This window comes from Amycolatopsis sp. cg13, assembly GCF_041346965.1.
In the GTDB taxonomy this organism is placed as follows: Bacteria; Actinomycetota; Actinomycetes; order Mycobacteriales; family Pseudonocardiaceae; genus Amycolatopsis.
In genome coordinates this window covers 7,706,093-7,726,676 of sequence record NZ_CP166848.1, presented here as the reverse complement: position 1 = coordinate 7,726,676, position 20,584 = coordinate 7,706,093, and the positions used below count along the sequence as shown (strand labels likewise).

At 65.8% G+C, this 20,584-nt stretch carries 24 protein-coding genes; 9 read left to right on the top strand and 15 right to left on the bottom strand.

The window, feature by feature from the left end:
- Window positions 1-54 precede the first annotated feature (54 nt).
- From dhaM to AB5I40_RS36305, 6 genes are all read right to left on the bottom strand, one after another.
- On the bottom strand, window positions 55-741 hold the full coding sequence (gene dhaM / locus AB5I40_RS36330; RefSeq protein WP_370934688.1) for a dihydroxyacetone kinase phosphoryl donor subunit DhaM: 687 nt from the start codon (window positions 739-741) through the stop codon (window positions 55-57).
- Complete coding sequence (dhaL, locus tag AB5I40_RS36325; protein ID WP_370934687.1) at window positions 738-1,361, bottom strand: dihydroxyacetone kinase subunit DhaL; 624 nt, start codon at window positions 1,359-1,361, stop codon at window positions 738-740. The genes dhaM and dhaL overlap by 4 nt, the downstream gene beginning before the upstream one ends.
- Window positions 1,361-2,362 carry a dihydroxyacetone kinase subunit DhaK gene (dhaK, locus tag AB5I40_RS36320; protein ID WP_370934686.1) on the bottom strand — a complete coding sequence of 334 codons (1,002 nt, stop codon included), beginning with the start codon at window positions 2,360-2,362 and terminating at the stop codon, window positions 1,361-1,363. Before dhaK ends, dhaL begins: the two co-directional genes overlap by 1 nt.
- 79 nt (window positions 2,363-2,441) lie before the next feature.
- Window positions 2,442-3,446, bottom strand: coding sequence for a hypothetical protein (locus AB5I40_RS36315; protein ID WP_370934685.1), 1,005 nt, complete (start codon window positions 3,444-3,446; stop codon window positions 2,442-2,444).
- Between the two features lie 47 nt (window positions 3,447-3,493).
- Entirely contained in the window at window positions 3,494-3,769 is a 276-nt protein-coding gene (locus tag AB5I40_RS36310) for a hypothetical protein (protein WP_370934684.1), read from the bottom strand.
- A gap of 10 nt (window positions 3,770-3,779) precedes the next feature.
- Window positions 3,780-5,477, bottom strand: coding sequence for a sodium:solute symporter family protein (locus AB5I40_RS36305; protein WP_370940687.1), 1,698 nt, complete (start codon window positions 5,475-5,477; stop codon window positions 3,780-3,782).
- Between the two features lie 313 nt (window positions 5,478-5,790).
- On the opposite strand from AB5I40_RS36305, the gene AB5I40_RS36300 reads away from it, so the two are divergent.
- Window positions 5,791-6,222, top strand: a complete 432-nt coding sequence (locus AB5I40_RS36300; protein ID WP_370934683.1) for a hypothetical protein — start codon at window positions 5,791-5,793, stop codon at window positions 6,220-6,222.
- Between the two features lie 50 nt (window positions 6,223-6,272).
- Here the strand turns inward: AB5I40_RS36300 and AB5I40_RS36295 are convergent, their stop codons facing one another.
- The gene (locus tag AB5I40_RS36295; protein ID WP_370934682.1) at window positions 6,273-6,989 is read right to left on the bottom strand and encodes a TetR/AcrR family transcriptional regulator; all 717 of its coding nucleotides are present in this window, start codon (window positions 6,987-6,989) and stop codon (window positions 6,273-6,275) included.
- Window positions 6,990-7,078: 89 nt separating this feature from the next.
- Between AB5I40_RS36295 and AB5I40_RS36290 the strand changes: the two genes are divergently transcribed.
- Entirely contained in the window at window positions 7,079-7,663 is a 585-nt protein-coding gene (locus AB5I40_RS36290) for a flavodoxin family protein (RefSeq protein ID WP_370934681.1), read from the top strand.
- Window positions 7,664-7,669: 6 nt separating this feature from the next.
- On the opposite strand, the gene nucS is transcribed toward AB5I40_RS36290, so the two are convergent.
- Window positions 7,670-8,329, bottom strand: a complete 660-nt coding sequence (gene nucS / locus AB5I40_RS36285) for an endonuclease NucS (RefSeq protein WP_370934680.1) — start codon at window positions 8,327-8,329, stop codon at window positions 7,670-7,672.
- Between the two features lie 144 nt (window positions 8,330-8,473).
- Between nucS and AB5I40_RS36280 the strand changes: the two genes are divergently transcribed.
- Complete coding sequence (locus AB5I40_RS36280; protein WP_370940686.1) at window positions 8,474-8,962, top strand: NUDIX domain-containing protein; 489 nt, start codon at window positions 8,474-8,476, stop codon at window positions 8,960-8,962.
- A 229-nt stretch (window positions 8,963-9,191) separates the two neighbouring features.
- On the opposite strand, the gene AB5I40_RS36275 is transcribed toward AB5I40_RS36280, so the two are convergent.
- From AB5I40_RS36275 to AB5I40_RS36265, 3 genes are all read right to left on the bottom strand, one after another.
- Window positions 9,192-10,034 carry a Scr1 family TA system antitoxin-like transcriptional regulator gene (locus tag AB5I40_RS36275; RefSeq protein WP_370940685.1) on the bottom strand — a complete coding sequence of 281 codons (843 nt, stop codon included), beginning with the start codon at window positions 10,032-10,034 and terminating at the stop codon, window positions 9,192-9,194.
- A gap of 41 nt (window positions 10,035-10,075) precedes the next feature.
- Window positions 10,076-10,345 (bottom strand): hypothetical protein, encoded by a 270-nt coding sequence (locus tag AB5I40_RS36270; protein WP_370934679.1) that lies wholly within the window; start codon window positions 10,343-10,345, stop codon window positions 10,076-10,078.
- Window positions 10,346-10,661: 316 nt separating this feature from the next.
- Window positions 10,662-11,213, bottom strand: coding sequence for an NUDIX hydrolase (locus AB5I40_RS36265; protein ID WP_370934678.1), 552 nt, complete (start codon window positions 11,211-11,213; stop codon window positions 10,662-10,664).
- 456 nt (window positions 11,214-11,669) lie between these two features.
- Here AB5I40_RS36265 and AB5I40_RS36260 point away from each other — a divergent pair, with 456 nt between their 5' ends.
- Entirely contained in the window at window positions 11,670-13,040 is a 1,371-nt protein-coding gene (locus AB5I40_RS36260; RefSeq protein WP_370934677.1) for a hypothetical protein, read from the top strand.
- 460 nt (window positions 13,041-13,500) lie between these two features.
- Here AB5I40_RS36260 and AB5I40_RS36255 read toward each other — a convergent pair whose 3' ends face one another.
- The gene (locus AB5I40_RS36255) at window positions 13,501-13,839 is read right to left on the bottom strand and encodes a tyrosine-type recombinase/integrase (protein ID WP_370934676.1); all 339 of its coding nucleotides are present in this window, start codon (window positions 13,837-13,839) and stop codon (window positions 13,501-13,503) included.
- A gap of 129 nt (window positions 13,840-13,968) precedes the next feature.
- Between AB5I40_RS36255 and AB5I40_RS36250 the strand changes: the two genes are divergently transcribed.
- From AB5I40_RS36250 to AB5I40_RS36235, 4 genes are read left to right on the top strand one after another with little or no spacing between them, the layout of a single operon-like run.
- Window positions 13,969-14,376: a hypothetical protein gene (locus AB5I40_RS36250; protein WP_067593826.1), complete on the top strand. Its 408-nt coding sequence runs from the start codon at window positions 13,969-13,971 to the stop codon at window positions 14,374-14,376.
- Window positions 14,376-14,981 (top strand): DUF3558 domain-containing protein, encoded by a 606-nt coding sequence (locus tag AB5I40_RS36245; protein ID WP_370934675.1) that lies wholly within the window; start codon window positions 14,376-14,378, stop codon window positions 14,979-14,981. Before AB5I40_RS36250 ends, AB5I40_RS36245 begins: the two co-directional genes overlap by 1 nt.
- Window positions 14,978-16,267, top strand: coding sequence for a hypothetical protein (locus tag AB5I40_RS36240; protein WP_370934674.1), 1,290 nt, complete (start codon window positions 14,978-14,980; stop codon window positions 16,265-16,267). Before AB5I40_RS36245 ends, AB5I40_RS36240 begins: the two co-directional genes overlap by 4 nt.
- Window positions 16,268-16,279: 12 nt before the next feature.
- Window positions 16,280-17,053: an ESX secretion-associated protein EspG gene (locus tag AB5I40_RS36235; RefSeq protein ID WP_370934673.1), complete on the top strand. Its 774-nt coding sequence runs from the start codon at window positions 16,280-16,282 to the stop codon at window positions 17,051-17,053.
- Between the two features lie 9 nt (window positions 17,054-17,062).
- Here AB5I40_RS36235 and AB5I40_RS36230 read toward each other — a convergent pair whose 3' ends face one another.
- Entirely contained in the window at window positions 17,063-18,232 is a 1,170-nt protein-coding gene (locus AB5I40_RS36230) for a hypothetical protein (RefSeq protein ID WP_370934672.1), read from the bottom strand.
- A 223-nt stretch (window positions 18,233-18,455) separates the two neighbouring features.
- On the opposite strand from AB5I40_RS36230, the gene AB5I40_RS36225 reads away from it, so the two are divergent.
- A complete protein-coding gene (locus tag AB5I40_RS36225; protein ID WP_370934671.1) occupies window positions 18,456-18,854 on the top strand; it encodes a transcriptional regulator in 399 nt (132 codons plus the stop codon).
- On the opposite strand, the gene AB5I40_RS36220 is transcribed toward AB5I40_RS36225, so the two are convergent.
- Window positions 18,789-19,934 carry a tetratricopeptide repeat protein gene (locus AB5I40_RS36220; protein ID WP_370934670.1) on the bottom strand — a complete coding sequence of 382 codons (1,146 nt, stop codon included), beginning with the start codon at window positions 19,932-19,934 and terminating at the stop codon, window positions 18,789-18,791. The genes AB5I40_RS36225 and AB5I40_RS36220 overlap by 66 nt on opposite strands.
- Window positions 19,935-20,116: 182 nt before the next feature.
- Window positions 20,117-20,497, bottom strand: coding sequence for an XRE family transcriptional regulator (locus tag AB5I40_RS36215; RefSeq protein WP_067593977.1), 381 nt, complete (start codon window positions 20,495-20,497; stop codon window positions 20,117-20,119).
- Window positions 20,498-20,584 lie beyond the last annotated feature (87 nt).

Here is a 20,584-nt window from a genome sequence, read left to right as displayed (position 1 = left end):
GCACATCGGAATCGAGTCAGTCAGGGCGAAGTCACCCGGTCGGAAACCCGCAGGTCACTCCCCGAAGTTCGCCTCCACCAGCTCGGCCACCTTCGCGACCGCCTCGCTCGCCTGCAGTCCGCGGGCCCGCACCACGATCCGGTCGCCTTGCCGCGCACCGAGGGACATCAGCGCCAGCACGCTGTGCGCGTCCGCCTCCTGCTCGCCCAGCCGGATCGACACCTCGGCCTCGAATTCGGCCAGGCTGCGCACCACGACCGCGGCCGGGCGCGCGTGCAGGCCGACGTCGTTGGTCAGCGTGAATTCCTTCTCCACCACGCCTTCCTCGCCGGCCGCCGAAGCCTCGGTGAAAGCCAGGTCGGGCGCGACCCCGGCACTCGCCGCGGCCTCGCCCACCGCCTTGGCGTTCGCGCCGCCCTGCGCAGCGACGGCCGCCGCCACCGCGCCTTCCACCAGCGGTGCGTCGACGACCACCGCGGCGGACGGGTCGGCCAGCGACTCCACCGCCAGCTCAGCGGTCATCTGCGCGCTGCCGAGGTCGTACAGCAGCACCACGCCGTCGCCCGAATCGGCGCGCTGAGTGGCGGCCACGACCTCGTCGTAGTCGGTGCCGATGCCGCCGCCGTCGGGCAGCCCGCCCGCCGGGACGATCCGGACGTCCGGGGCCATCTGAGCAGCCAGTTCGGCCAGTCCTTTGGCCAGTTTCGCGCTGTGCGACACAAGAACGATTCCGACGGTCACCGGGCGGCCTCCGCGAACGCGCGCAGCAGCAGAGCTGTCGAACGGGCACCCGGATCCATGTGCCCGACCGCGCGTTCCCCGAGGTACGAGGCGCGGCCCTTGCGCGGGATCAAGTCCACAGTGGACTCCGCGCCGCGGTCGGCCCCGTCCGCCGCGGCGGTGAGCACATCGGCGATCGTGCCGTCGGCAGCGCCTTCAGCCGCCGAGATGGCCGGGATCAGCGCGTCGACCATCGTCGCGTCGCCGCCGACCGCCTTGCCGCGCGCTTGCACGCCTTCCAAGGCCGCGCGCAATGCGTCCAGCAGCAGCGGAACGTCGATCTCCGCCGCGTCGCCGAGCTTCGCCGACGCACGCAGGAAAGCCGTGCCGTAAAGCGGTCCGGCCGCGCCGCCGACCTTGGAAATCAGTGTGGTGGCAGCGAGTTTCACCACCCCGGCGGGCGTTTCCGGCACCGCGGTCTCCAGCGCGGAGACGATCGCGGTGAAGCCGCGGCTCAGGTTTTCGCCGTGGTCGGCGTCGCCGATCGCACGGTCGAGGTCCACCAGTTCGGTGCGGTGTTCGGCGATCACTTCGGCGGCGGCGCGCACCGCGGCCGCGACCCCTTCGGCAGTGCAGGCCATCAGATCCCCCACCGCAGCGCGGGCGTGCGCACCGGCGCGTCCCACAGCTGCGTAAGCTCGTCGTCCAATTTCAGCAGGGTCAGGCTGATGCCCTGCATTTCCAGGCTCGTGATGTACGGGCCGACCAGCCTGCGTTCGACCAGGATGCCGCGCTCGGCCAGCAGCCGCTCGGCGATGCCATGCGCGAGGTACAGCTCCAGCTGCGGCGTGCCGCCCATCGAGTTGGTGAACAGCAGCACCTTGTCGCCGGAGGAGAACGGCAGATCGGACACCACCGCCTCGACCATCCGGGCGACCAGCGCGTCGGCCGGCACGGCGGGGATCCGCTCGCGGCCGGGCTCGCCGTGGATGCCGATGCCGAATTCGATTTCGTTGTCGCCGAGGTCGAAACTCGGCTCGCCGACGTGCGGAACGGTCGGCGCGGACAGCGCCACCCCGATCGACCGCACCTGCCCGATCACCTTGCGCGCCAACGCTTCCACCGCATCCAGCGAATCGCCGCGCTCGGCCGCCGCGCCAGTGATCTTCTCCAGCAGCACGGTTCCGCCGACGCCGCGCCGCCCGGCGGTGAACGTGGAATCCTTGACCGCCACGTCGTCGTCGATGACCACGCTGCGCACGTCCAGGTCCTCGGCCGCGGCCAGTTCGGCGGCGGTCTCGAAGTTCAGCACGTCGCCGGTGTAGTTCTTCACGATCAGCAGCGCACCGGCCGGACCGGTGGTGGCGGCGATCGCGCCCTGCACCGCGTCCGGGGTCGGCGAGGTGAACACCGGACCGGGCACCGCGGCGTCGAGCATCCCGGGACCGACGAACCCGCCGTGCAGCGGTTCGTGCCCGGACCCGCCGCCGGAGACCACCGCGACCTTGCCCGCCACCGGCGCGTCCGCGCGCACGACCAGCGCCGGATCGTCGCGCACGCGCAGCAGGTCCGCGTGCGCGACCGCGAGCCCTCTCAGCGATTCGGCGACGACGGCCGCCGGATCGTTGATGATCTTCTTCATGGCGGACCTCCGGCACCTCGGCGTCGTGGACGGACCCCAACCTATGAGGTCGCCCGGCCCGCCGCAAAGCGCCCCCTGGTCACGCCTTGGGCAGTTTCCCGGCCAGCTGCTTGGCCAGCCCGACGGTCTTGCCGCACGGGTCGTCCTTGTCCGCCTGCGCGTCGGAGTTCGTGTACTCCAGCTGGACAACCTCGACGTGGTCTTCCTTCCACTGCCGGTGCTGCCATTTGACCTGGCAGCTCGACCCGGAGGTGCCCTGCTTCGCGTACGCCTGGTTCGGCGTGCCGACGTCGGCCTTCAGCCAGCCGTCGCCCTCGGACGGCGCGATGCCGGGGAACATCGTCACCCGGACGCTCGGGATGAGGCCCCATTCGCACGAGTGCAGCCCGGACGCCCTCGGCGTCCCGCCCTTCACGACGCCGTCCACCGCGGCGGTGTCGAGCACCGTGCACGGGTCGACAGCCAGCAGCGAGCCCGGGCCTGGCGTGTACTTCTGCGGGTTGTTGTGCAGTTTCTCGACGGCCGTCGCGACGAGCTTGCGGCCGGCCGCGCAGGCGTCGCCGCCGGTGTAGTCGATCCGGAAGGACACTCCGAAGGACGGGTTCCGCGCGGTGAGCGCGCTGACCACGCAGCCGGACCCGCCGCCGAGGTCGGGCACCTCGACCTGCGGCAGCCCGCCGACGGCGCCGGTGGTCTTGTCCGAAGCGAACGTCACGATGCCGCCGACCTCGACGCTCGCGCGGATTTCCTTGCCGCCCGGGTCGTTCGCCTTGGCGACGCAGGAGTCGAACTGCGTGCTCGACGCCGTCGCCTCGCCCTGCATCGTGCCGAGCGGGCTCATCGCGGTCTTGTCGACGAACTGGCACGGCAGCAGGTCGCGCAGGACGGCCGGGGCGACCGCGGGATCGGTGATGGGGCCGGAAGTCGCGGCGCCGTCCCCGGCGGCGGGGACGGTCGTGCGCGCGAAGTTCTCCTTGCCCAGATTCGGGCCGCCGCACGCGGACACAGCGGACGCCGCGACGATGCCCGCGGCGACCAGGGCGGACAACTTCAGGAACCGGCCGAACCGGCGATCGTGCACCACGTCCGGCAACCTAGCGGGCTAGGTTGCCGGACGTGGGAACAACCCGGTTATTCGGCGGGTGAGCTTTCCGTCGTTTCCGTGGACGGCGGCACGACCAGCGGCCGCAGCACCGCCCACAGCACGAACAACGCGGTCACCACCAGCAGGCCGATGCCCGACCAGAGGTTGATGTTCACGTCGGCGGCCTTCTTCAGATCCTCGTCGCTGGTGAACCCGGCGCCCATGATCGTGAGGATCACGCCGTAGACGCCGAGCAGCAACGCGATGATCAGCCGGATGTCGAAGGCGCCCGCCTTGTGCGGCCGCGAGGTTTTCTCGGTCATGCGGGCCTCCTCAGAAGATGATGTTGAGGGCGATGGTGAGCACGAGGACGATGCCGGCCAGCAGACCCGGCTTGCGGTACCAGCCCGCGTTCTCGCCGGTGTTGTCGTGCTTGAGCGCGTCGCGCGGCGTGAGCGAGTAGACCAGGCCGACGAGCTGCGCGTCCGGCTTCGGCTGAGTGGCCAGCGAAACCCCGATGCTCACCACGATGTCGACGACGAACGCGGTGCCCGCCGCCACGAAGCTGGTGCCCTGACCGGCAAGGGAGAGCACGTCCAGCTGCGAGAGCGCCCAGATGGTGATCGCCGACGCGGTACCGGCCACCAGGCCGATCCACCCGGCGGCCGCGGTCATCCGCTTCCAGAACATGCCGAGGATGAACGTGGCGAACAGCGGCGCGTTGAAGAACGAGAACAGGTCCTGCAGGTAGGTCAGAATGTTCGCGGACTGCGACGCGACGAACGCGGTGCCGATAGCCAGCACGGTCGCGACGACCGTGGTCTTGCGGCCGAGGTTCAGGTAGTAGCCGTCCGGCTTGTCCTTCTTCACGTACGTCTGCCAGATGTCGTACGTGAACACGGTGTTGAACGAACTGAGGTTCGCCGCCATGCCCGCCATGAACGACGCGAGCAGACCGGCGATCGCGATGCCGAGGATGCCGTTGGGCAGCAGGTCGCGCATCAGCAGCAGAAGCGCGTTGTTCGCGGTGACCCCGCTCGTGGCCGGTTTGTCCGCGAGCAGAAGTCCCTTGTCCTGCAAGTACTCCGGGACCACGACGCCGGCGATCATGCCGGGGATGATGACGATGAACGGCACCAGCATCTTCGGGAACGCGCCGATGATCGGCGTGCGCCGCGCGGCCGACATGCTCTTCGACGCCATCGCGCGCTGGACCTCGACGAAGTTCGTCGTCCAGTAGCCGAACGACAGCACGAAGCCGAGGCCGAACACGATGCCGAGGACGGACAGGAAGTTGTTGCCGAAGCCGGTCAGGTTGTCGCCCGGCCAGGAGTGCAGCTGCGCGGTGCCGCCGGGACTGTGCGTGATCTTGTCGACAAGGCCCTGCCAGCCGCCGACCTTGACCAGGCCGACGATGGTGAGCGGCAGCAGCGCCACGACGATCACGAAGAACTGCAGCACCTCGTTGTAGATCGCGGCGGACAGCCCGCCCAGCGCGGTGTAGCCGAGCACGATGGCGGCGGCGATGACGATCGACACCCACAGCGGCCAGCCCAGCAGCAGGTTCACGACGCTGGCCAGCAGGAACAGGTTCGCGCCCGCGATGAGGATCTGCGCCGCGGCGAAGCTGATGCCGTTGACGAGGTGCGCGGTCGGCCCGAACCGGCGGCGCATGAACTCGGGCACGCTGCGGACCTTGGAGCCGTAGTAGAACGGCATCATCACGAGGCCGAGGAACAGCATCGCCGGGATGGCGCCGATCCAGAAGTAGTGGACCGTCGGCAGGCCGTAGAGGACGCCGTTGGCGGACATGCCCATGACCTCGACCGCGCCGAGGTTCGCGGAAATGAACGCCAGGCCGGTGACCCACGCGGGCAGCGACCGGCCCGACAGCAGGAAGTCGAGGCTGCTCGACACCTGCCTTCGGGCGAGAGCGCCGATACCGAGCACCAGGACGAAATAGAACGCCAACTCGATGTAGTCGATCGGACTCGCGTCGAGCCGCAAGTTCGCGTCGGCGAGGAACGGCACCCCTGCCACCTCCGAATCAAACATTCTCACACAGAAAACACCATCGTTCCTGTCAGACCGGGACAGTACTGCATGGATTCCGAACAGGCACCCCGACACCGCGGTTTTTCACCAACCTGCCGCTGACCTGTGCATTCCGCGTGCCCGGAAGCACCCGTGTTGAGTCCTGTCGCATCACCGGACAAGGACTCACCAAGGTCACAGATTCACCCGATTCGGGAGGGTTCCCCGTCGCCGCCCATAAGATCCCGGAACCTTCGAGGACCCCGGAAAGGACTCCCCTGTGATGACCGGTCCCGCTTCCCCTCTCCGCATGCCAGGACGACTGCGCGGCGCGCTCGTGTTCGTGTTCCTTCAGGCGCTGCTCAACGGCATATTCGGCATCTTCGCCCAGCTGGAGATCGCGAGATGGGTGGACCACGGCCAAGACCCGGCCGGGGTCCTGTACCTGATCGAATTCCTGTCCTACGTCTTCGCCGCCGGACTGCTGGCGTCCGGCATCGCGATCCTGCTCGGCTACGACTGGGGCCGGTGGGCGCTGCTGGTGTGCGAGGGGCTGTCCGCGATCGGCGGGCTGATCAACCTGGTGTCCGGCAGCCCGCAGGCGCTCGTGGGGCTGGTGCTGGCCGGGCTGGTGGTGACGACGCTGTTCCAGCAACAGGTCAAGGACTGGTTCGAGGCGAAGGCGGCGCAGCGCCGGGGCGCGGCTGGTCCGGCTGCCCCGCAACCCGGATCGACGATCTGACGTATGCACTGAACTGAGGGCTCCCGACCTGGGTCGGGAGCCCTTTTCAGTTACCGGCTGGCCTCTTCGAGCCGGGCGAGCCATTCGCGCAGCAGACCGGCTTCGGAGACGCTGAAGCCCGCATCGGTCACCGGGTCGGCGTCTTTAGTGGGCGTGACGATCCCGAGCAATGCCTGCGCACGGTCGGCGATCGGGGAACTCTCCTCAGGTGCGTCTTGCTCGGTCAGCGCGTTGAGCACGATGTCGCGCAACGGCCGGATCAACTCGACATCCCGCGTTTCTTCCGGCTGGGCGAGCAGGTGCAGAACCGCGCCGGTCGTGGACGCCTCGATGGCCACCGCGGCCGCCTCGACCGAGGTCCGGAGCAGGCCTTGGGCGTTGGCGCGTTCGAGCATGCCGCACAGGATGGCCCGGTTTTCCGCGACTGCCGCGGGCCGGCTGCCCGGCCGGACGCTTCCGTACATCAGCGCGTAGATCGCGGGGTTGGCCAGCCCGAACGCGACGTGCACGTCCCAGCCGCGGCGCAGGTCGTCGATCGGGTCGTCACCGGGTTCGAACGCGCGTTTTTCCGCGAGGTAGCTCTCGAAACCGAAGGTGGCCACGGCGTCGAGCAGCCCGTCCTTGTCCGCGAAAAGCCGGTACAGCGTGGGTGTTTGCACTCCGGCCGCCGTCGCGACAGCCCGGGTGGACAGCCCCGACGGTCCGGCCGCGGTCAGCAATTTCACCGCTTCGCTCAGGATGCGCTCGCGCTGGTCCTCCACTGCCATGTGCCGACGATAACAGAATTCTGTTGACGTTGACACTGACGCTGTCACGGTAATAGCGTTATCAACGTCAACACCGAAAGGATCAGCTCATGCCTTCTGTGCACGTCGCCATCGCCTACTACTCCGGATACGGGCACACGCTCGAGCTCGCGAAGGCCGTCGGCGAGGGTGTCGAATCAGTGCCCGGAGCTCGCGTCGACCTGGTCGACGTAGCCGAGATGTCCGACGCGAAGTGGGAAACCCTCGACGCCGCCGACGCGATCGTCTTCGGCACCCCGACCTACATGGGATCGGCGTCCGGGGCGTTCCACGCGTTCGCCGAGGCGACCTCGAAGCGCTGGATGACCCAGCGCTGGCTGGACAAACTCGCGTCCGGGTTCACCAACTCCGGATCGATGAGCGGGGACAAACTGCACACGCTGCAGTACCTCGCGCTGCTCGCCGCGCAGCACGGCATGCACTGGGTCAGCCTCGGCCTGATGCCCGGCTGGAACACCACCACCAGCAGCGAACACGACGACAACCGGCTCGGCTTCTACCTCGGCGCGGGCGCACAAACGTGGAACGACCAGGGCCCGGACGCCGTCCACGCCGCGGACCTCACCACGGCGCGCCACCTCGGAGCGCGGGTCGCGACCCAGGCGCTGCGGTATCAGCAGCCGATCGCTTCCTGACCGCCGTCAGAACAGCCGGAACTCGTCGGAATCCGTGCCGCGCAACGCGTCGTAGTCCAGGACCAGGCAGCGGATCCCGCGGTCCTCGGCGAGGACGCGCGCCTGCGGCTTGATCACCTGCGCCGCGAACACGCCCTGCACCGGGGCGAGCAGCGGGTCGCGGTTGAGGAGTTCGAGGTACCGGGTCAACTGCTCGACACCGTCGATTTCGCCGCGGCGCTTGATTTCCACCGCGACCGAACCGCCGTTGGCGTCGCGGGCCATGATGTCCACGGGCCCGATCGCGGTCGGGTATTCGCGGCGGACCAGGGTGTAGCCGTCGCCGAGGGTTTTGATGTGCTCGGCGAGCAGTTCCTGCAGGTGCGCTTCCACGCCGTCCTTCTGCAGGCCAGGGTCGACGCCGAGTTCGTGCTTCGAATCGTGCATGACCTCGGCGAGCGTGATGACGAGTTTCTCGCCGGCCTTGTTCTGGACCGTCCAGATGTCCGGGTCCTCGATCAGCCAGCACGGCGGCGACATCCAGTTCAGCGGCTTGTACGAGCCGCCGTCGGAGTGCACGAGCACCGAACCGTCGGCCTTCACCATCAGGACGCGGTTGGCCATCGGGAGATGCGCGGTCAGCCTGCCGACGTAGTCGACCTGGCACCGGGCGACGACGAGCCTCATCGGACCCGCCCCGCACGGAGCGGGCTGGCTTGCTGGGAAGGGAGCACGAGACGCACCCGCCGAGGGTAGGACAGTCTCGGTGATACTGGCGAGGTGGACCCCATTCAGCGTGTCGCGACCCGCGAGGTGTACCGGAACAACTGGATGACGGTGCGGGAGGACGCCATCCGCCGCGCCGACGGCAGCGACGGCATCTACGGCGTCGTCGACAAACCGACCTACGCACTGGTCATCCCCCTCGACGGCGACCGGCTGCACCTGGTCGATCAGTTCCGGTACCCGGTCGGGATGCGGCGATGGGAATTCCCGCAGGGCACCGCGCCCGACCTCGCCGAGACCCCGCCCGCCGAGCTGGCGCAGCGGGAATTGCGGGAGGAGACCGGGTTGCGGGCGTCGACGTTCACGGAACTGGGAATGCTCGACGTCGCGCCCGGCCTGACCAGCCAGCGCGGGCATGTCTATCTCGCGACCGGCCTCACGGAGGGCGAGCCGGAGCGGGAACTGGAGGAACAGGACATGCGGACGGCGTGGTTCAGCCGGACCGAGGTGGAGAAGATGATCTCCACCGGGGAGTTCTCGGACGCGCAGTCGGTGGCGGCGTACACGTTGTTGCTGCTGCACGAACGCCGCTGACCGCCTTCGCGGCGCAGGCGGCTCCGACGCTGCTGCCCCAATGCCGCATTGGGTGCGTCAGATGCACCCAATGCCACATGCTAATTGGTTACCTACTTGTGACCTGCGTATATCTTTGCGATAGGGCCGACCCCAGCGCACCCACAGCCGACAGATCGTAGTTGCTCCGCAGAGGGGCAGTAGGGGTTCATCCAGGTGGCATTGACACGCGCAAGTTGCCGTCGGACGCTCAGGCCCCAGGTTCGGCACCTTGCCTCGCGTCGTTGAGTTCGAGGTCAAGCCGTGCTGCGTGTTGGCCGATCAGAGCCGCCGACTCCCGGGGTGGGTAGGCAGCGACGGCGAGGTGATCGATGACCGCACTGTAGGCATCTTGGTGGTCGAGCATGAATGAGCCGCAGAGCCCGTGAGAGAAATACGTGATCGGGCCGACATGTGTGTAGTAGCGGGTGAATGCGCTCTCTGCGCCGGTGCCGTGATCGGGCACGACGCTGATAGTGGTATTGCGCGTGCGTCTGTCGTCAGCGAGTTCGAGCAGGGACAACAGTTGCTGCGCCGCGACAGCAGGATCGCCGACAGGGTGCGTGAGTGCGCGCTCTCCTACGAAGACTGCCAAATCCGCTTCCTGATTCCGCAAATGGCCGGGTCGGGTCCGCGGTCGCGCATTGAATATCGCCCGGGGCGCAGCCCCGCGTGGAAGCGTCGCGACCAGGACGGCTTCCGCATAGGCGGGAGTACGCACCATGTCCGGCACAAGCAGCGGATGCCAGTCCACAATGCTGCGCGCTGTGCTGGCGCATGCGTTCGCCGTCGAGATATGGCGCGGTTGGCCTGCCTGACCTAGCACGATGACATCGGACTCGGCGAACTCAGCGATCTGCAAAACGCGCTGTTTGCGCTCACCGACCACTCCGAGTGCGCCGAGGATTCCGGCCACATCTGTGGGGCTGGGACTTCGCATGCCGAACTCCCAGCTGCTCAACTGCGCTGGGTTGATGCCGACCCGCCTGGCCAGTTCGCGCACCCCGAAAGACCTCTCTTCACGCGCGGCTCGGAGTTCTATGCCGAGGACCACGGCCCGTGCGCGACATCCGCCGCTGCGGCCCTGTTGCGGCTTCACCAGGCCTGCCTATTCGGGGTGGCGGCCTCGTTCTTGCCGAGCTTCGCGCCTTGACTCCGGTGTTCGCGAGCGACGGCGAGCGCTGTCTCGATGACGCGCTCGTCAAGGCCAGTTCGCGCGGCCAGAGCTTGAATGGTGACGCCTCGCTCGACATGGCTCAGAACGAATTCGGCGAAGAGCCGTACGGCCTCGCTGTCGTCGATGATCTCGCCGGTATCCGGATCGGTGTCGATCTCGGTGCCGTCGAAGCGGATCCACCAGCCCATTGGGACCTCCTGCGCGACTTGGCGCGTCTCGCAGAAGGTCGCCGACCTGTTCGTGATCCGCTGGCGCTCGAAAGCCACCCTGACCAGCGATAGCAACTGCAGACGCTGACATCAGCGTCGCAGGTGGGATGATTTCACCGAAAGGTCAGGGAAGGGCCACTGCGGTGCCCCAATGGGGCCACGCAGCAACCGAGCAGACGACCTGATCCCCGTGCCGTCGTTCCCAGTTCGCAGGCTTCGATCGGCCAGAACGGCTCTGTGTTGCCGCCAATGACGGCGCAGACAACGAACCTGAGGCCCGGGCAGGAGCCAGTTTCTATCGTGTGCCGCGTGAGGCGACGTAGTACAGCAACGGCACCAGCGCTCCCGCTCCGAGAAGCTCTTGCCGCTGCGCCAACTCCAGTATCCGGCTGAGCGGAACCCACTCCAGCCTGCCCACTTCTTCAGTGTCTGTGGGTTCGCCGACTTTTTCGGCTCCCCGCCAGAGATACACGTCGGTGCCCGCGGTCACCTGTCCGGGCAACGGCTCGAAGCTGATCAGGTGCTCGGCCTCGCCGAGAGGCTGATAGCCGCTCTCCTCCCGGATCTCGCGTGCTGCTGTTACTGCCGGTTCCTCGCCGTCCTCGACGAGACCTCCGAGCAGTTCGTAGCCCCATTGGTCAGTGGGGAACCGGTAGCGCCACAGCATCAGCACCCGGTCCTGGTCGTCCACGATCAGTCCGATGGCGATGCGCGCCAGGTGCACCACGTGGTAATCCCACCGCTCACCGTTCGGCGCTTGCACGTCGGCCAGGCCGAGTCGTACCCACTTGTTGTCGTAGATGGTCCGCTCGCCGAAGGTCTTCCACGCCCCATGCTCGTCAGTCACGCCCAGCACCCTACGGGCCTGTCAATGTCCGTGGAACGGACATGCGACGGACATTGAACGTGGCTCTGAGGTCCCTGGCCCGGCATGCTGCGGACCGCAGGAAGGCGCCCCCTTGACCCGACGTGATCGGGCTGCGCCGGTCGACGAGATGGCGGAGAGGCCACCCACTTGTAGGCATTCCAGTCAAAGATCGTCGTAACCGTTGCATCACAGACAGGCTGCACCCGTCGCAAACGGCGAACTTAGAACGATATTTAGCTGGCTGGCCAGTGAAGGAACAGGGGAAGAGACTGTGGCTCGACTTCTTGTTGGGTACGACCTGAAGAAACCGGAGCAGTAGCAGCCGGAGCGTACCCGCAGTCCACCGATAATCCCAAGCGGAACTATTATTGGAATCCGAAAGCGGGCCGCAAGATAAGAGGATCTTAAATTATCTGAACAATGGAGGGTTGCCAAATGTCAGGAAATAAGTCAAGTCAAGTCGCTGATTTGCTGCTCGAAGCTGCCCGTCATGCCACGAAAGTCCATGACGGAAAGCCTTGGAGTATTGGCTGGAGCGTTCCCGAGTACCGCACATCCGAATTGCCTATAATTTCCGCCATTGACGATGAATTAATGACGATTGAACATGCGGGAATATCGTCCTACGAGACAGCCGTTCGGCTACTTTTGCAAGAGCAATCAGTGATGCTCCGATGGCGGGAAGATGACCTTTGGGGCGCAGTGGCCTCACTGACATGTATTGCGGGTGCAATGCCCACGGCCAGCGTGGTTATAACCGATGGCCTGAACCGGCTACGTAAACCAGGGCTAGCAATGACGTGTTTTGGCTTGGCGAACATTTCGTGGACCGCAGAACCAGCAACTATTGACGATATAGTCATTGGAATGTTCAGTGACGAGTGGCGTCAAACTGTAAATGATCACCACCGCACGCCAAATGTGCTCCAAGCCGAGACGTCGATGAGATGGGTAAACACCTTGAGCGAGCAGCAACGAGATCTCGCCACAATAGGCGCAGAACCTATCGCAGTTGCTGCATTCTGGACTGTCGGACAGGGAATGATGGCATATGAGCAGGCAACGACAGCATTCAATAATCTTATCGGCCTGAGTCTCCTACTAGGTCATGTCGAAGAGAGAGTCGCGGGCCATCGATCCGACTTTACACGGATGGCCGGACCGGTTAATAGGCCAGGTCCGCGAGGTCTCGCAATCGACCGGGGCGCAATTACGAAGCATCTGCATGATGCCCGCGGAGGTGATGAATTGAGTTCTCCATCATTATTTTCGTCAGAGGTTTTAAACGGCATGACAGTGCATTGGCACAGTGCCGACCCATTCCCCCTGGAGCTTGTATTGCGAAATCATCGAGTACGCAATACAATTGACAAGATCCTCTCGGGTCAGGACGAAATTTCTAGACGGATAAGAATCGCCAGCCGATGGTATGCCGCATACTATTGGTCAACCGAAGCGGACGACGGAGTGTTAGCGCTTGGCGTCGCACTCGATACGTTAATTGGATCCAAATCCGCACTGCCGGGTCGCGCAATGTCTGAACGCTACGGCTTGCTTGAACCAGACGTGCACTCCCGGGCGCAGCGCGCGAAAAGGCACTCTGATTTTTACGAAGTGCGCAGTTCGGTCGCGCACGGCCGTCGCGACAGGCGATTAGACAGCATGGACTTCATTCAGTCGATGGCGAAGGATGTCCGATGGGCGGCCGAACGCCTTCTAGAACTCAATCTTCGGTTTTCCCCAGGTACTGAAGGCAAATTGAATCAACTGTTCGATGACATGAAATGGGGAATTGCACAATGGTGACTCTGCTCATCCCCCACAGCAAGGCACTTAAAATCGCTTGGATCAATCCGGCCAGAATAACAATCAAGATCAAACCAGGAGCTCCAGGCCGCAGAAGCCCTACAGTCATGTCCGTCCACCATGCAGCCAGCATCGCACACCATGATCCACAAAGCGGGTGTCGCGAGTTCGATCGGGCGCCGGGCGTACAACATTCGCCCAACACGGCACCAGTCGACGTCAGCCAAAGTCGACCAACGACGGCCGAGTTCCTGCAGCTTAGAGGCACATTCCGGCCGATCGCGCCTGGTCCCTGCAGCAGAGAATGAGGTCAAGGGGTCGCAGGTTCAAATCCGGTCAGCCCGACCAGACAGAGCCACGTTCACGCAGGTGGATGTGGCTTTTTTGTTGCCCGCGCCCGGAACGACAGAAACCCCCGGGCCGTGCAACATTCGTACAACACGCGCCCGGGGCTTCCCGGTCAGGCCGACATGCGTTTGAGTGCTTGCCCACGGCGGAGGTCGAGCACGTCGGCCACCTCGTCGAGGCGGTCCGGCCACAGGTGTTCGTAGATGTTCAGCGTCATGGACGCGTCAGCGTGCCCGAGCATCTGCTGAACGACCTTGACGTCCGCCCCTGCCGCGATGGCGAGCGAGGCTGCGGTGTGCCGGAGCTTGTGCGGCGTCAGCCCGTCGACCTCCAGCCCGGCAGCGTGCACGGCGGCATTGAACTCACGGGTGCGCCAGTTGTGCGACCGCAGCGAATCGCCGCGCTTCGTGGTGATCAGCAACTCGGTGTCCGCGGCCGCGACGCTACTCATATTTGGCCAGGTCAGAGCAGGTGCAGATGGCGGTAGAGGCGACCTGTGACGTTCCAGGGACAGTTTGTTGCCAATTGGCTACTATCGGTGCGAGGCGAGGTGCCCGCAGTGTGTCAGGGGAGGCGTGCAGTGGCAGGGCAAGAGCAGGCATTGAACGCGGCCATGTTCGTAGTGTCCGGCGAAGGCGGCGGAGGTGCCGGTGGCGGCGGGTCGGCCGGCGGAGCCTTCTCTCTCGACAGGGATGCGATGACTGCGGAACTGGCGAACTTGCAGAAGCTTCACCGCCAGATATCTGATCTGCTTCGCGAGGCGGTGCCGATGTGGTCAATCCAGTCGCCGGGCAACGATCCTGCGTCGCTGCGTAACACCGACGCTTCCAACAAATCTGGCACGGCCTACCGGGACTCGCTTGTCAAGCAACGAGATTTTGTAAGCGTTTTCATCGGCAAGATTCAGTCTGCGCTTGGCATTCACGAGGACAACGACCAGCAGGCCGCGCAAACCGTAAGCGTCAAGGGTAACGGGGGCCACTTCTAGTGACTGGCGTGTCGAGGTTTGTCAGTGTTGCAGCTGGCCTGGCTGTTGCGTGCACGCTCGCAGCGTGTTCGGGGACCACGCCGGGCACCCCGGAACCGAGCGCGAGTTCAACCGCGCCGAGTACTGATCCGTCGGTTCCGAAGATCGCTTCGCCCTTGCCTCCCGCTCTGATCCAGGGCGATCCGTGCGCGGCGCTTACCTCAGCCCAGGTCAATGGTCTGTTCTCGAAGACGCCCACGCGCAGTCCAGCGGCGAAGGACACCGGGGTCGCGAAGTCCTGTTCATGGGGTGATGATTCCCGCGGATCTCTGGTCGGTATTCAGTTCGTGTATGCCTGGAAGCGCGGCCTAGCCGACGTGTACGCGACGCAAGGCCGCGGCTTCCTCAAGGTTCTGGCTCCGGTGCAGGGATATCCGGTCGTTGCCTACGGCCCGTCCGACGAGCGTTCCAAGGGCATGTGCAGCGTCGCCGTGGGGATCGCTGACAACGCAGCGTTCGAGGCCGATGTCCAGTTCGCCAGTGCGGCGGTGGGCCAGGGCGATCCGTGCGACGACGCACGGAAGGTTGCGGATCTGGCGGTCACGACGTTGAAGGCAGGCGCGTGATGTTCGATTCGGCAAATGAAGTCGTCAAGTCCTGGATGGAACAGCAACAGAAGGAAGGCAAACTGATCCTGCCGGGCGAACTGGTGCGGCGCGTGAAGCAGGGTCCGGGACTGGGCAGTTTGGGGCAGGCCCAGGACGTGGCCCGGGCCCAGGCTTTGAAGCAGCAGGAGATCGAGTCGGACACGCGGGCGATCGTGGCCCGGTTGGAAGCGGCGTGGTCCGGCCAGAGTGGTGACGCGGCCCGCGGCGGGCTGCAGCCGCTTGCGCAGGTGGCGATCTCGTCATCGTCGGCGTTGGGCACAGGTCAGAACACCCTGACCGATCAGAGTCATGCGTTCCAGTCCACTCGCGACTCGTTGCAGGACGTGTCCGATTGGCCGCCGACGCGGGACATGGTGGACAAGCTGTCGCCCTGGGACACCGACACCGAAGACCAGATCAACCAGCGCAACGCGGCGGTACAGCGGAACAACCAGATCTATCAAGGCTTTACGTCGACCAGCGACGGACATGCCCAAGCCATGCCGACCGAGTACGGCCAGATGTCCGACGCGCAGGGCGACTTCACGGTCGGGAAGCCTTCTGCCACAACGAATCAGCAGGCGACGAGCGGCGGACATTCGACGTTCGAGCCGCGCTCGTCGTCCGGTCCGGATTCCGGGTCGTCGCAGTCGGACCGGGCCAACTCTTTCGTCTCGCCGTCCACGCAGCATTACGCCGGGAACAGCGCCGGGCAGGTCGGCAACCAACAAATCCCTGCCGCGCATTTGCCTGTGGCACAGGGCAACAGCGGCGACGGCACGCAGTCGGCGGGTTGGGTCCCGCCGACGGAATCCGGGGCGGGTGGCGGTGACGCGAACCGGTTTTCCCCGTTTGCCCCGGGTGGAAGCGGGTCGTCTTCGTACAGTGCTGGAAACGGACCCGGCGGGAGTTCCGGCTTCAGCGGCGGGTTCGCCGGTGGCGTGCCCGGTGCAGGCGAGCCGGGGACCAGTGGGCGGATGCCGGGAACGCCTGGGGCGGGCTCGCGTGCTGGTGGCCCTGGCGGTCCGGGACGGTCGACTGGTTCGGGTCGGCTTGGCCCGGTGGAAGAGCCAGTGACGCGCGGCGGGGCAGGCGCGGCGGGCGCTCGTGGCAGCAACGGCATGCCAATGGGTGCCGCTGGGGCCGGAAAGGGCGGCAAGGAGGAGGACAAGGAGAAGAAGTCCGCCTCGTACCTGCTGGAGCCGGATCCGAACGCGTTGTTTGGGTACGACGGCAAGGCCATCCCTCCTGTCATCGGCAAGTAGCGGTTGCCGGACATGCTCGTTGACGAACCGGTGACGGTGCCGCGCGTCGCTTTGGCCAGGGCGTGGGAGTGGGAACAGATCGGTGCGGCGCATCCTGTGCTGGGCGTGGTCGAGTGGTGGCTGGAAGACGACGCAGCAGCCGCGTTTGATGATCTGATGCGGCAGGTCCTTGCCGAACCGGGGTTCTACGACCTGCGCCGGCAGCGGCTGACCGGGGATTTCCGCGACGTGTTATGGGGAATCTCGACTGCGGACGCGGAGTGCTATCGCCTCTCCGGCGCTCGTGACGGACGGACTTCCGCGGCGTTGGCGGTCCTTGCCGGACGCGAAGGATTGCTGATCACCGTGGAGGACGAGGCGGCGACGCTGGTTCGTATTCCGGCCGGGCGCTTGTGCCGGGCGGTGGTCGACACGCTGCCTGACGTTCGTCCGGCCATGATCGGCGAAATCAGGGTGCCTCGCGCAGAGTACGAGACAGGGTCGGTGTCCGAGTCGTACGACTTGGACACGACCAGCGACTACACCGCGCCCGATCCTGCCGAGCAGATGCGTACGCTCATGGCCGCGTCGCGCAGTGCCGTGCACCAGTTCTATGTAGCCAGTCGCGCGAACGGCAAGCGCTCGTCAAGCTATCCGCTGTCCGCGGTGGACACCGTCGACCACGGCCGGGTCCTGGCGATGCTTCAGAACGGTGCCGACGGCGAGGACATCATCTCCTGCGGCCCAGGCAACGCCGACTACATCGCCGCGACTCTGGACACCACCATGCGCGGACTGCACGACTGATCTCGGTCGTCAGTGACGGTTGTCCGTCAGCCGCGCCAGTCGACGTAGCTGGCGAGCCGAGCCGATTTCCGTTGCCAAGTCACGAGCTTCGGTGATGTGACGACTCGCTTCGTCGTGTTCGCCCGCGACGGTGAGAGCGGTGGCCAGATCGACACGGAGCCCTGCTTCTGCGCGGGTAAAACTCGGGTCGAGGTCTCGCAGGGCGGCGGAGAGAACGTCGACGGCACCCGCCTCGCCGATCCGAGCGAGCGCGTTCCCCCGCCAGCGGGCGAGATGCACCGGGTCGAGTACGACGTAGGGGCCGTCAGCCGCGGACGGGTCGGACGGGAGCAGCGATTCCGCACGGTCGAACGCGCGGAGGCTGTCGGAACGCCGGTTGCTCGCAGCGAGCGCTTCGCCGTGCGCAGCCGCCAGCCATGCACGCAGCAGACGGCCGGTATCGGCCCGCGCATCGTCTTCGGTCGCCGACAGCCGTTCGACGGCCTCGGCCGCGTGCCCGATGTCCAGCAGCACGAAAGCTTGTTCGGCTTCGATGTGCCGGGCAAAGGAAGAATCATCCGCTTCGCTCGCGGCCTGTTTCGCGCTCTCGTAATGGTTCCACGCGGTGGCGACCCGCCCTTGGTCGAGTGCTTGCCACCCGGCAAGGGCGCTCAATTCGGCGAGCAACGCGGCAAGCTGGCTGCGCGTTCCGGCGGCCAGGCTGTACGAACGCAACCGGGCGACCTGGTCAATCTTGACCGCAACTTCGTCCGATGCGGTGGCTGCGCCTAGTTTCCGGTCGAGTTCGCGCGCTGCCGTCAGTTGCCCACGCATGAGTGCGACTACGCCCGGGCCAATCCGCTTGGCGGTCGCGATGGCGGAGCGCAGCTCCTGTTCGGCTGTATCGACAGCGGCGGTGGAAGGTCCGCTCGGCTCCAGAAGCTCGTCAATGCTCGTTCCGAAGAGCCGTTCGAGCAGACGCGCAGTGGCGGGGCGGGGACGTCCGACCTTCGCGCCGTCCGTCCGGCGTCCGGCAACCAGCCGCTTGAGGTTGCGCTCGCTGAGCGTTCCCGGCTCGCCCAACCGGCGCGCGAACTCCTCTGCGAATGCCACGAATTCGGATAACGACTGGTTGCGCTCCCAGATCTTCTGTTCGAGCAGCGTCCGCGGTCGCCGGGTTCCCTCGTCGCTTGCTGCCATGTTCCCCACCTCTACGGCCCCGCAGTGGCCTCTAAATGGCCCAATCGTGCCATTGCGCTGAAATAGCTACACCATACACGCTCATATCAGCTCAATGAAGGCGGCGGACTCCTGTAGCGGGCGTGCCGTGGGGAGGGACTTGGACGATGACACTCGATCCGGCGCGGCTTGACCTCGCGTGGCACCGTCGTGCGAATGCCTTCCGCGTCGAGGGCGGCGAGTGATGACGCGCTTCGTGTCCGTGAAGGGGTTTACCGAGGGGATCGATCCGATTCTGGTTCCACCGGTCCGGCTGCTGATCGCGGTCATCCTGGCTGATCAGCGGTGGCACGAATACGCCGCGCTGCGTTTGAGGCTGACGCTGGAACCGGCCGTGTTGTCAAAGCAACTAGCCAACCTCCGTACGGCTGGCTACGTGGACACCAGGTCGGCAACCGATGGCCGCCGGTCGGAATGGCGCATCTCAGACCGTGGAATCGACCAGCTGTCCACGCACCTGTCCGGATTGCACCGCCTCACTGTGACCGCGTCAAAAGCGCTTGCCGATGCCCGCGCGTCAGCTGGCGAATCGCACGGCGTCCGCGGCGCTCCCCGGCAAGACCAGGCCGCTGAGACGCCGTAGCTGTCGATCCGACTTGATCTGCAAGGCAAGCCGTCGCGCTTGCCGCGCGTGGTCGAGCGAGGCGTCTCGGTCTCCTGCTGCCGCGTAGGCGAATGCCAGATCGACTAGCATGCCCGCCTTGGCGCGGATGAAGTCCGGCGGCAGGAGCGGCAACGCGGCGGTGAGCTGCTGGATAGCGTCCGGCTCGCCGAGCTTGCTCATTGCGTTGCCGCGCCATCGATCGAGGTGCGCTCCGCCCAGGAACAGGAACGGCAAAGCCGGGTCCACCGGGTCGGCGGGCAGATGGGTGCCCGCCGCGTCGAACGCCCGCAACGCGTCGTCCCGCTGATTCGCCGCGGCAAGTCCTTCCCCGTGCGCTGCCGCCATCCACGCGCGCAGCACTGGCGGCGCCGTGCGTTCCGCCAGCGCACGCGCTTCGGCGAGCTGATCGACGGCTGCTTGGACTTCGCCAAGGTCGATCAGGATGAACGCCTGCTGCGCGGTCGAATGTGCGAGCAGAATCGGTGACCCCGCTTCGCGTGCGGCCGCCTTGGCTGTTTCGTGATGCTCCCACGCCTGCCGGATCGCGTTACGGTCGAGCGCTTCCCAACCAGCCAGTGCCGACGCCTCGGTCAGCACGCCCGCCAATGCCTGGCGCTGTCCGTTCGTCGTGCTGAAACCGAGGAAGCCTTGAAGCTGCTCGATATTGCTGCGCAGCTGATCGAGCAGCGCTACGCCGCCGAACCGTCGGTCAACGTGCCGCGCTTGCTCTACCTGCAGCTTGAAGACCTCCACGGTTTCGGCGTCAACGGAGCGGGCCTGCGCAAGCCTGGAGATCAGTTCGTCCGCTTCGTCGTTCGCTTCCTCCTGCGGGAAGCCGAGTTCTTCGCTGGTGCGGCCGTAGACGTCGCGGAAGAGGCGGCGGTACGGCTGACTGACCGCTTCCTTCCCGTTCTCCCAGCGCGACAGCTTGGTCTTGAGACTGGTCGCGGACATGACGGGAACGGCAAGTGCGTCGGCGCGACGCAGCAGCATTTTGATGACGTCGTCAGCTTTGTAGCCGAGATGCCTGCGGACGGCTTGGAGCCTTGTCTCAGCCATCTGAGACCTTTCGCCGATAACCGCTCTGACCTGCGTAGTTAATTGCAGTTAATGGGGCCGCGGTTAACCGCAGCCACCTGCGGAAACGGCCTTTGCTGCCGTTTCCTTGGGGCATGAACGCAAATGAAATCGCCACGGCGCTCCGGCTGTTTAGGCACTCGGCACCCATGGACATCGGGCGCCTACTGCTCGCCCGGCCGGCTCAGTGCGTCGGCGACGTCTGCCCGCAGCGCGGCGAGCTGGTCGGTGATCTCGGAAAGACGGCGCTCGATGACGGCAAGCCGTGCCGACACGGCATCTTCCATGTCCTCGCGCGGCTGCCCAAGAGCTGGCGGGATGCGGCCGTGCAACACGGCAAGCAGGTGTTGCGGGTGCAGGCCGAGAGCCAAGGCCAGCGCTTCGAGCGTCCGGTCACTGCGCTTGCGTTCCACGGTGTGGTTCTGGATTTCGCGGACGATCGCCTGCGAGACCTGCGAGCGTTCAGCCAGCTCGCGTTGTTTCCATCCGAGTTCCTGCACGCGCTCGTTGATGGTCCTCGCGACCGCCGCCCAGTCTTCCGACACCCATTCCTCCGTGGTCCGCCTCAGCGCCGACATTAGCGCTTGACGGAATCCGCGACGCCAAGATCGGCACCGCGTCGCGCATTCGGA

Coding starts and splice junctions, on each gene's coding strand:
- AB5I40_RS36300 (WP_370934683.1), top strand. CDS start 5,791: ATGCCAGGACGACTGCGCGGCGCGCTCGTGTTCGTGTTCCTTCAGGCG.
- AB5I40_RS36255 (WP_370934676.1), bottom strand. CDS start 13,839: ATGAGTAGCGTCGCGGCCGCGGACACCGAGTTGCTGATCACCACGAAG.
- AB5I40_RS36280 (WP_370940686.1), top strand. CDS start 8,474: ATGACGGTGCGGGAGGACGCCATCCGCCGCGCCGACGGCAGCGACGGC.
- AB5I40_RS36310 (WP_370934684.1), bottom strand. CDS start 3,769: ATGACCGAGAAAACCTCGCGGCCGCACAAGGCGGGCGCCTTCGACATC.
- AB5I40_RS36260 (WP_370934677.1), top strand. CDS start 11,670: ATGTCAGGAAATAAGTCAAGTCAAGTCGCTGATTTGCTGCTCGAAGCT.
- nucS (WP_370934680.1), bottom strand. CDS start 8,329: ATGAGGCTCGTCGTCGCCCGGTGCCAGGTCGACTACGTCGGCAGGCTG.
- AB5I40_RS36220 (WP_370934670.1), bottom strand. CDS start 19,934: ATGGCTGAGACAAGGCTCCAAGCCGTCCGCAGGCATCTCGGCTACAAA.
- AB5I40_RS36230 (WP_370934672.1), bottom strand. CDS start 18,232: ATGGCAGCAAGCGACGAGGGAACCCGGCGACCGCGGACGCTGCTCGAA.
- AB5I40_RS36225 (WP_370934671.1), top strand. CDS start 18,456: ATGACGCGCTTCGTGTCCGTGAAGGGGTTTACCGAGGGGATCGATCCG.
- AB5I40_RS36270 (WP_370934679.1), bottom strand. CDS start 10,345: ATGGGCTGGTGGATCCGCTTCGACGGCACCGAGATCGACACCGATCCG.
- AB5I40_RS36290 (WP_370934681.1), top strand. CDS start 7,079: ATGCCTTCTGTGCACGTCGCCATCGCCTACTACTCCGGATACGGGCAC.
- AB5I40_RS36235 (WP_370934673.1), top strand. CDS start 16,280: ATGCTCGTTGACGAACCGGTGACGGTGCCGCGCGTCGCTTTGGCCAGG.
- AB5I40_RS36295 (WP_370934682.1), bottom strand. CDS start 6,989: ATGGCAGTGGAGGACCAGCGCGAGCGCATCCTGAGCGAAGCGGTGAAA.
- dhaK (WP_370934686.1), bottom strand. CDS start 2,362: ATGAAGAAGATCATCAACGATCCGGCGGCCGTCGTCGCCGAATCGCTG.
- dhaL (WP_370934687.1), bottom strand. CDS start 1,361: ATGGCCTGCACTGCCGAAGGGGTCGCGGCCGCGGTGCGCGCCGCCGCC.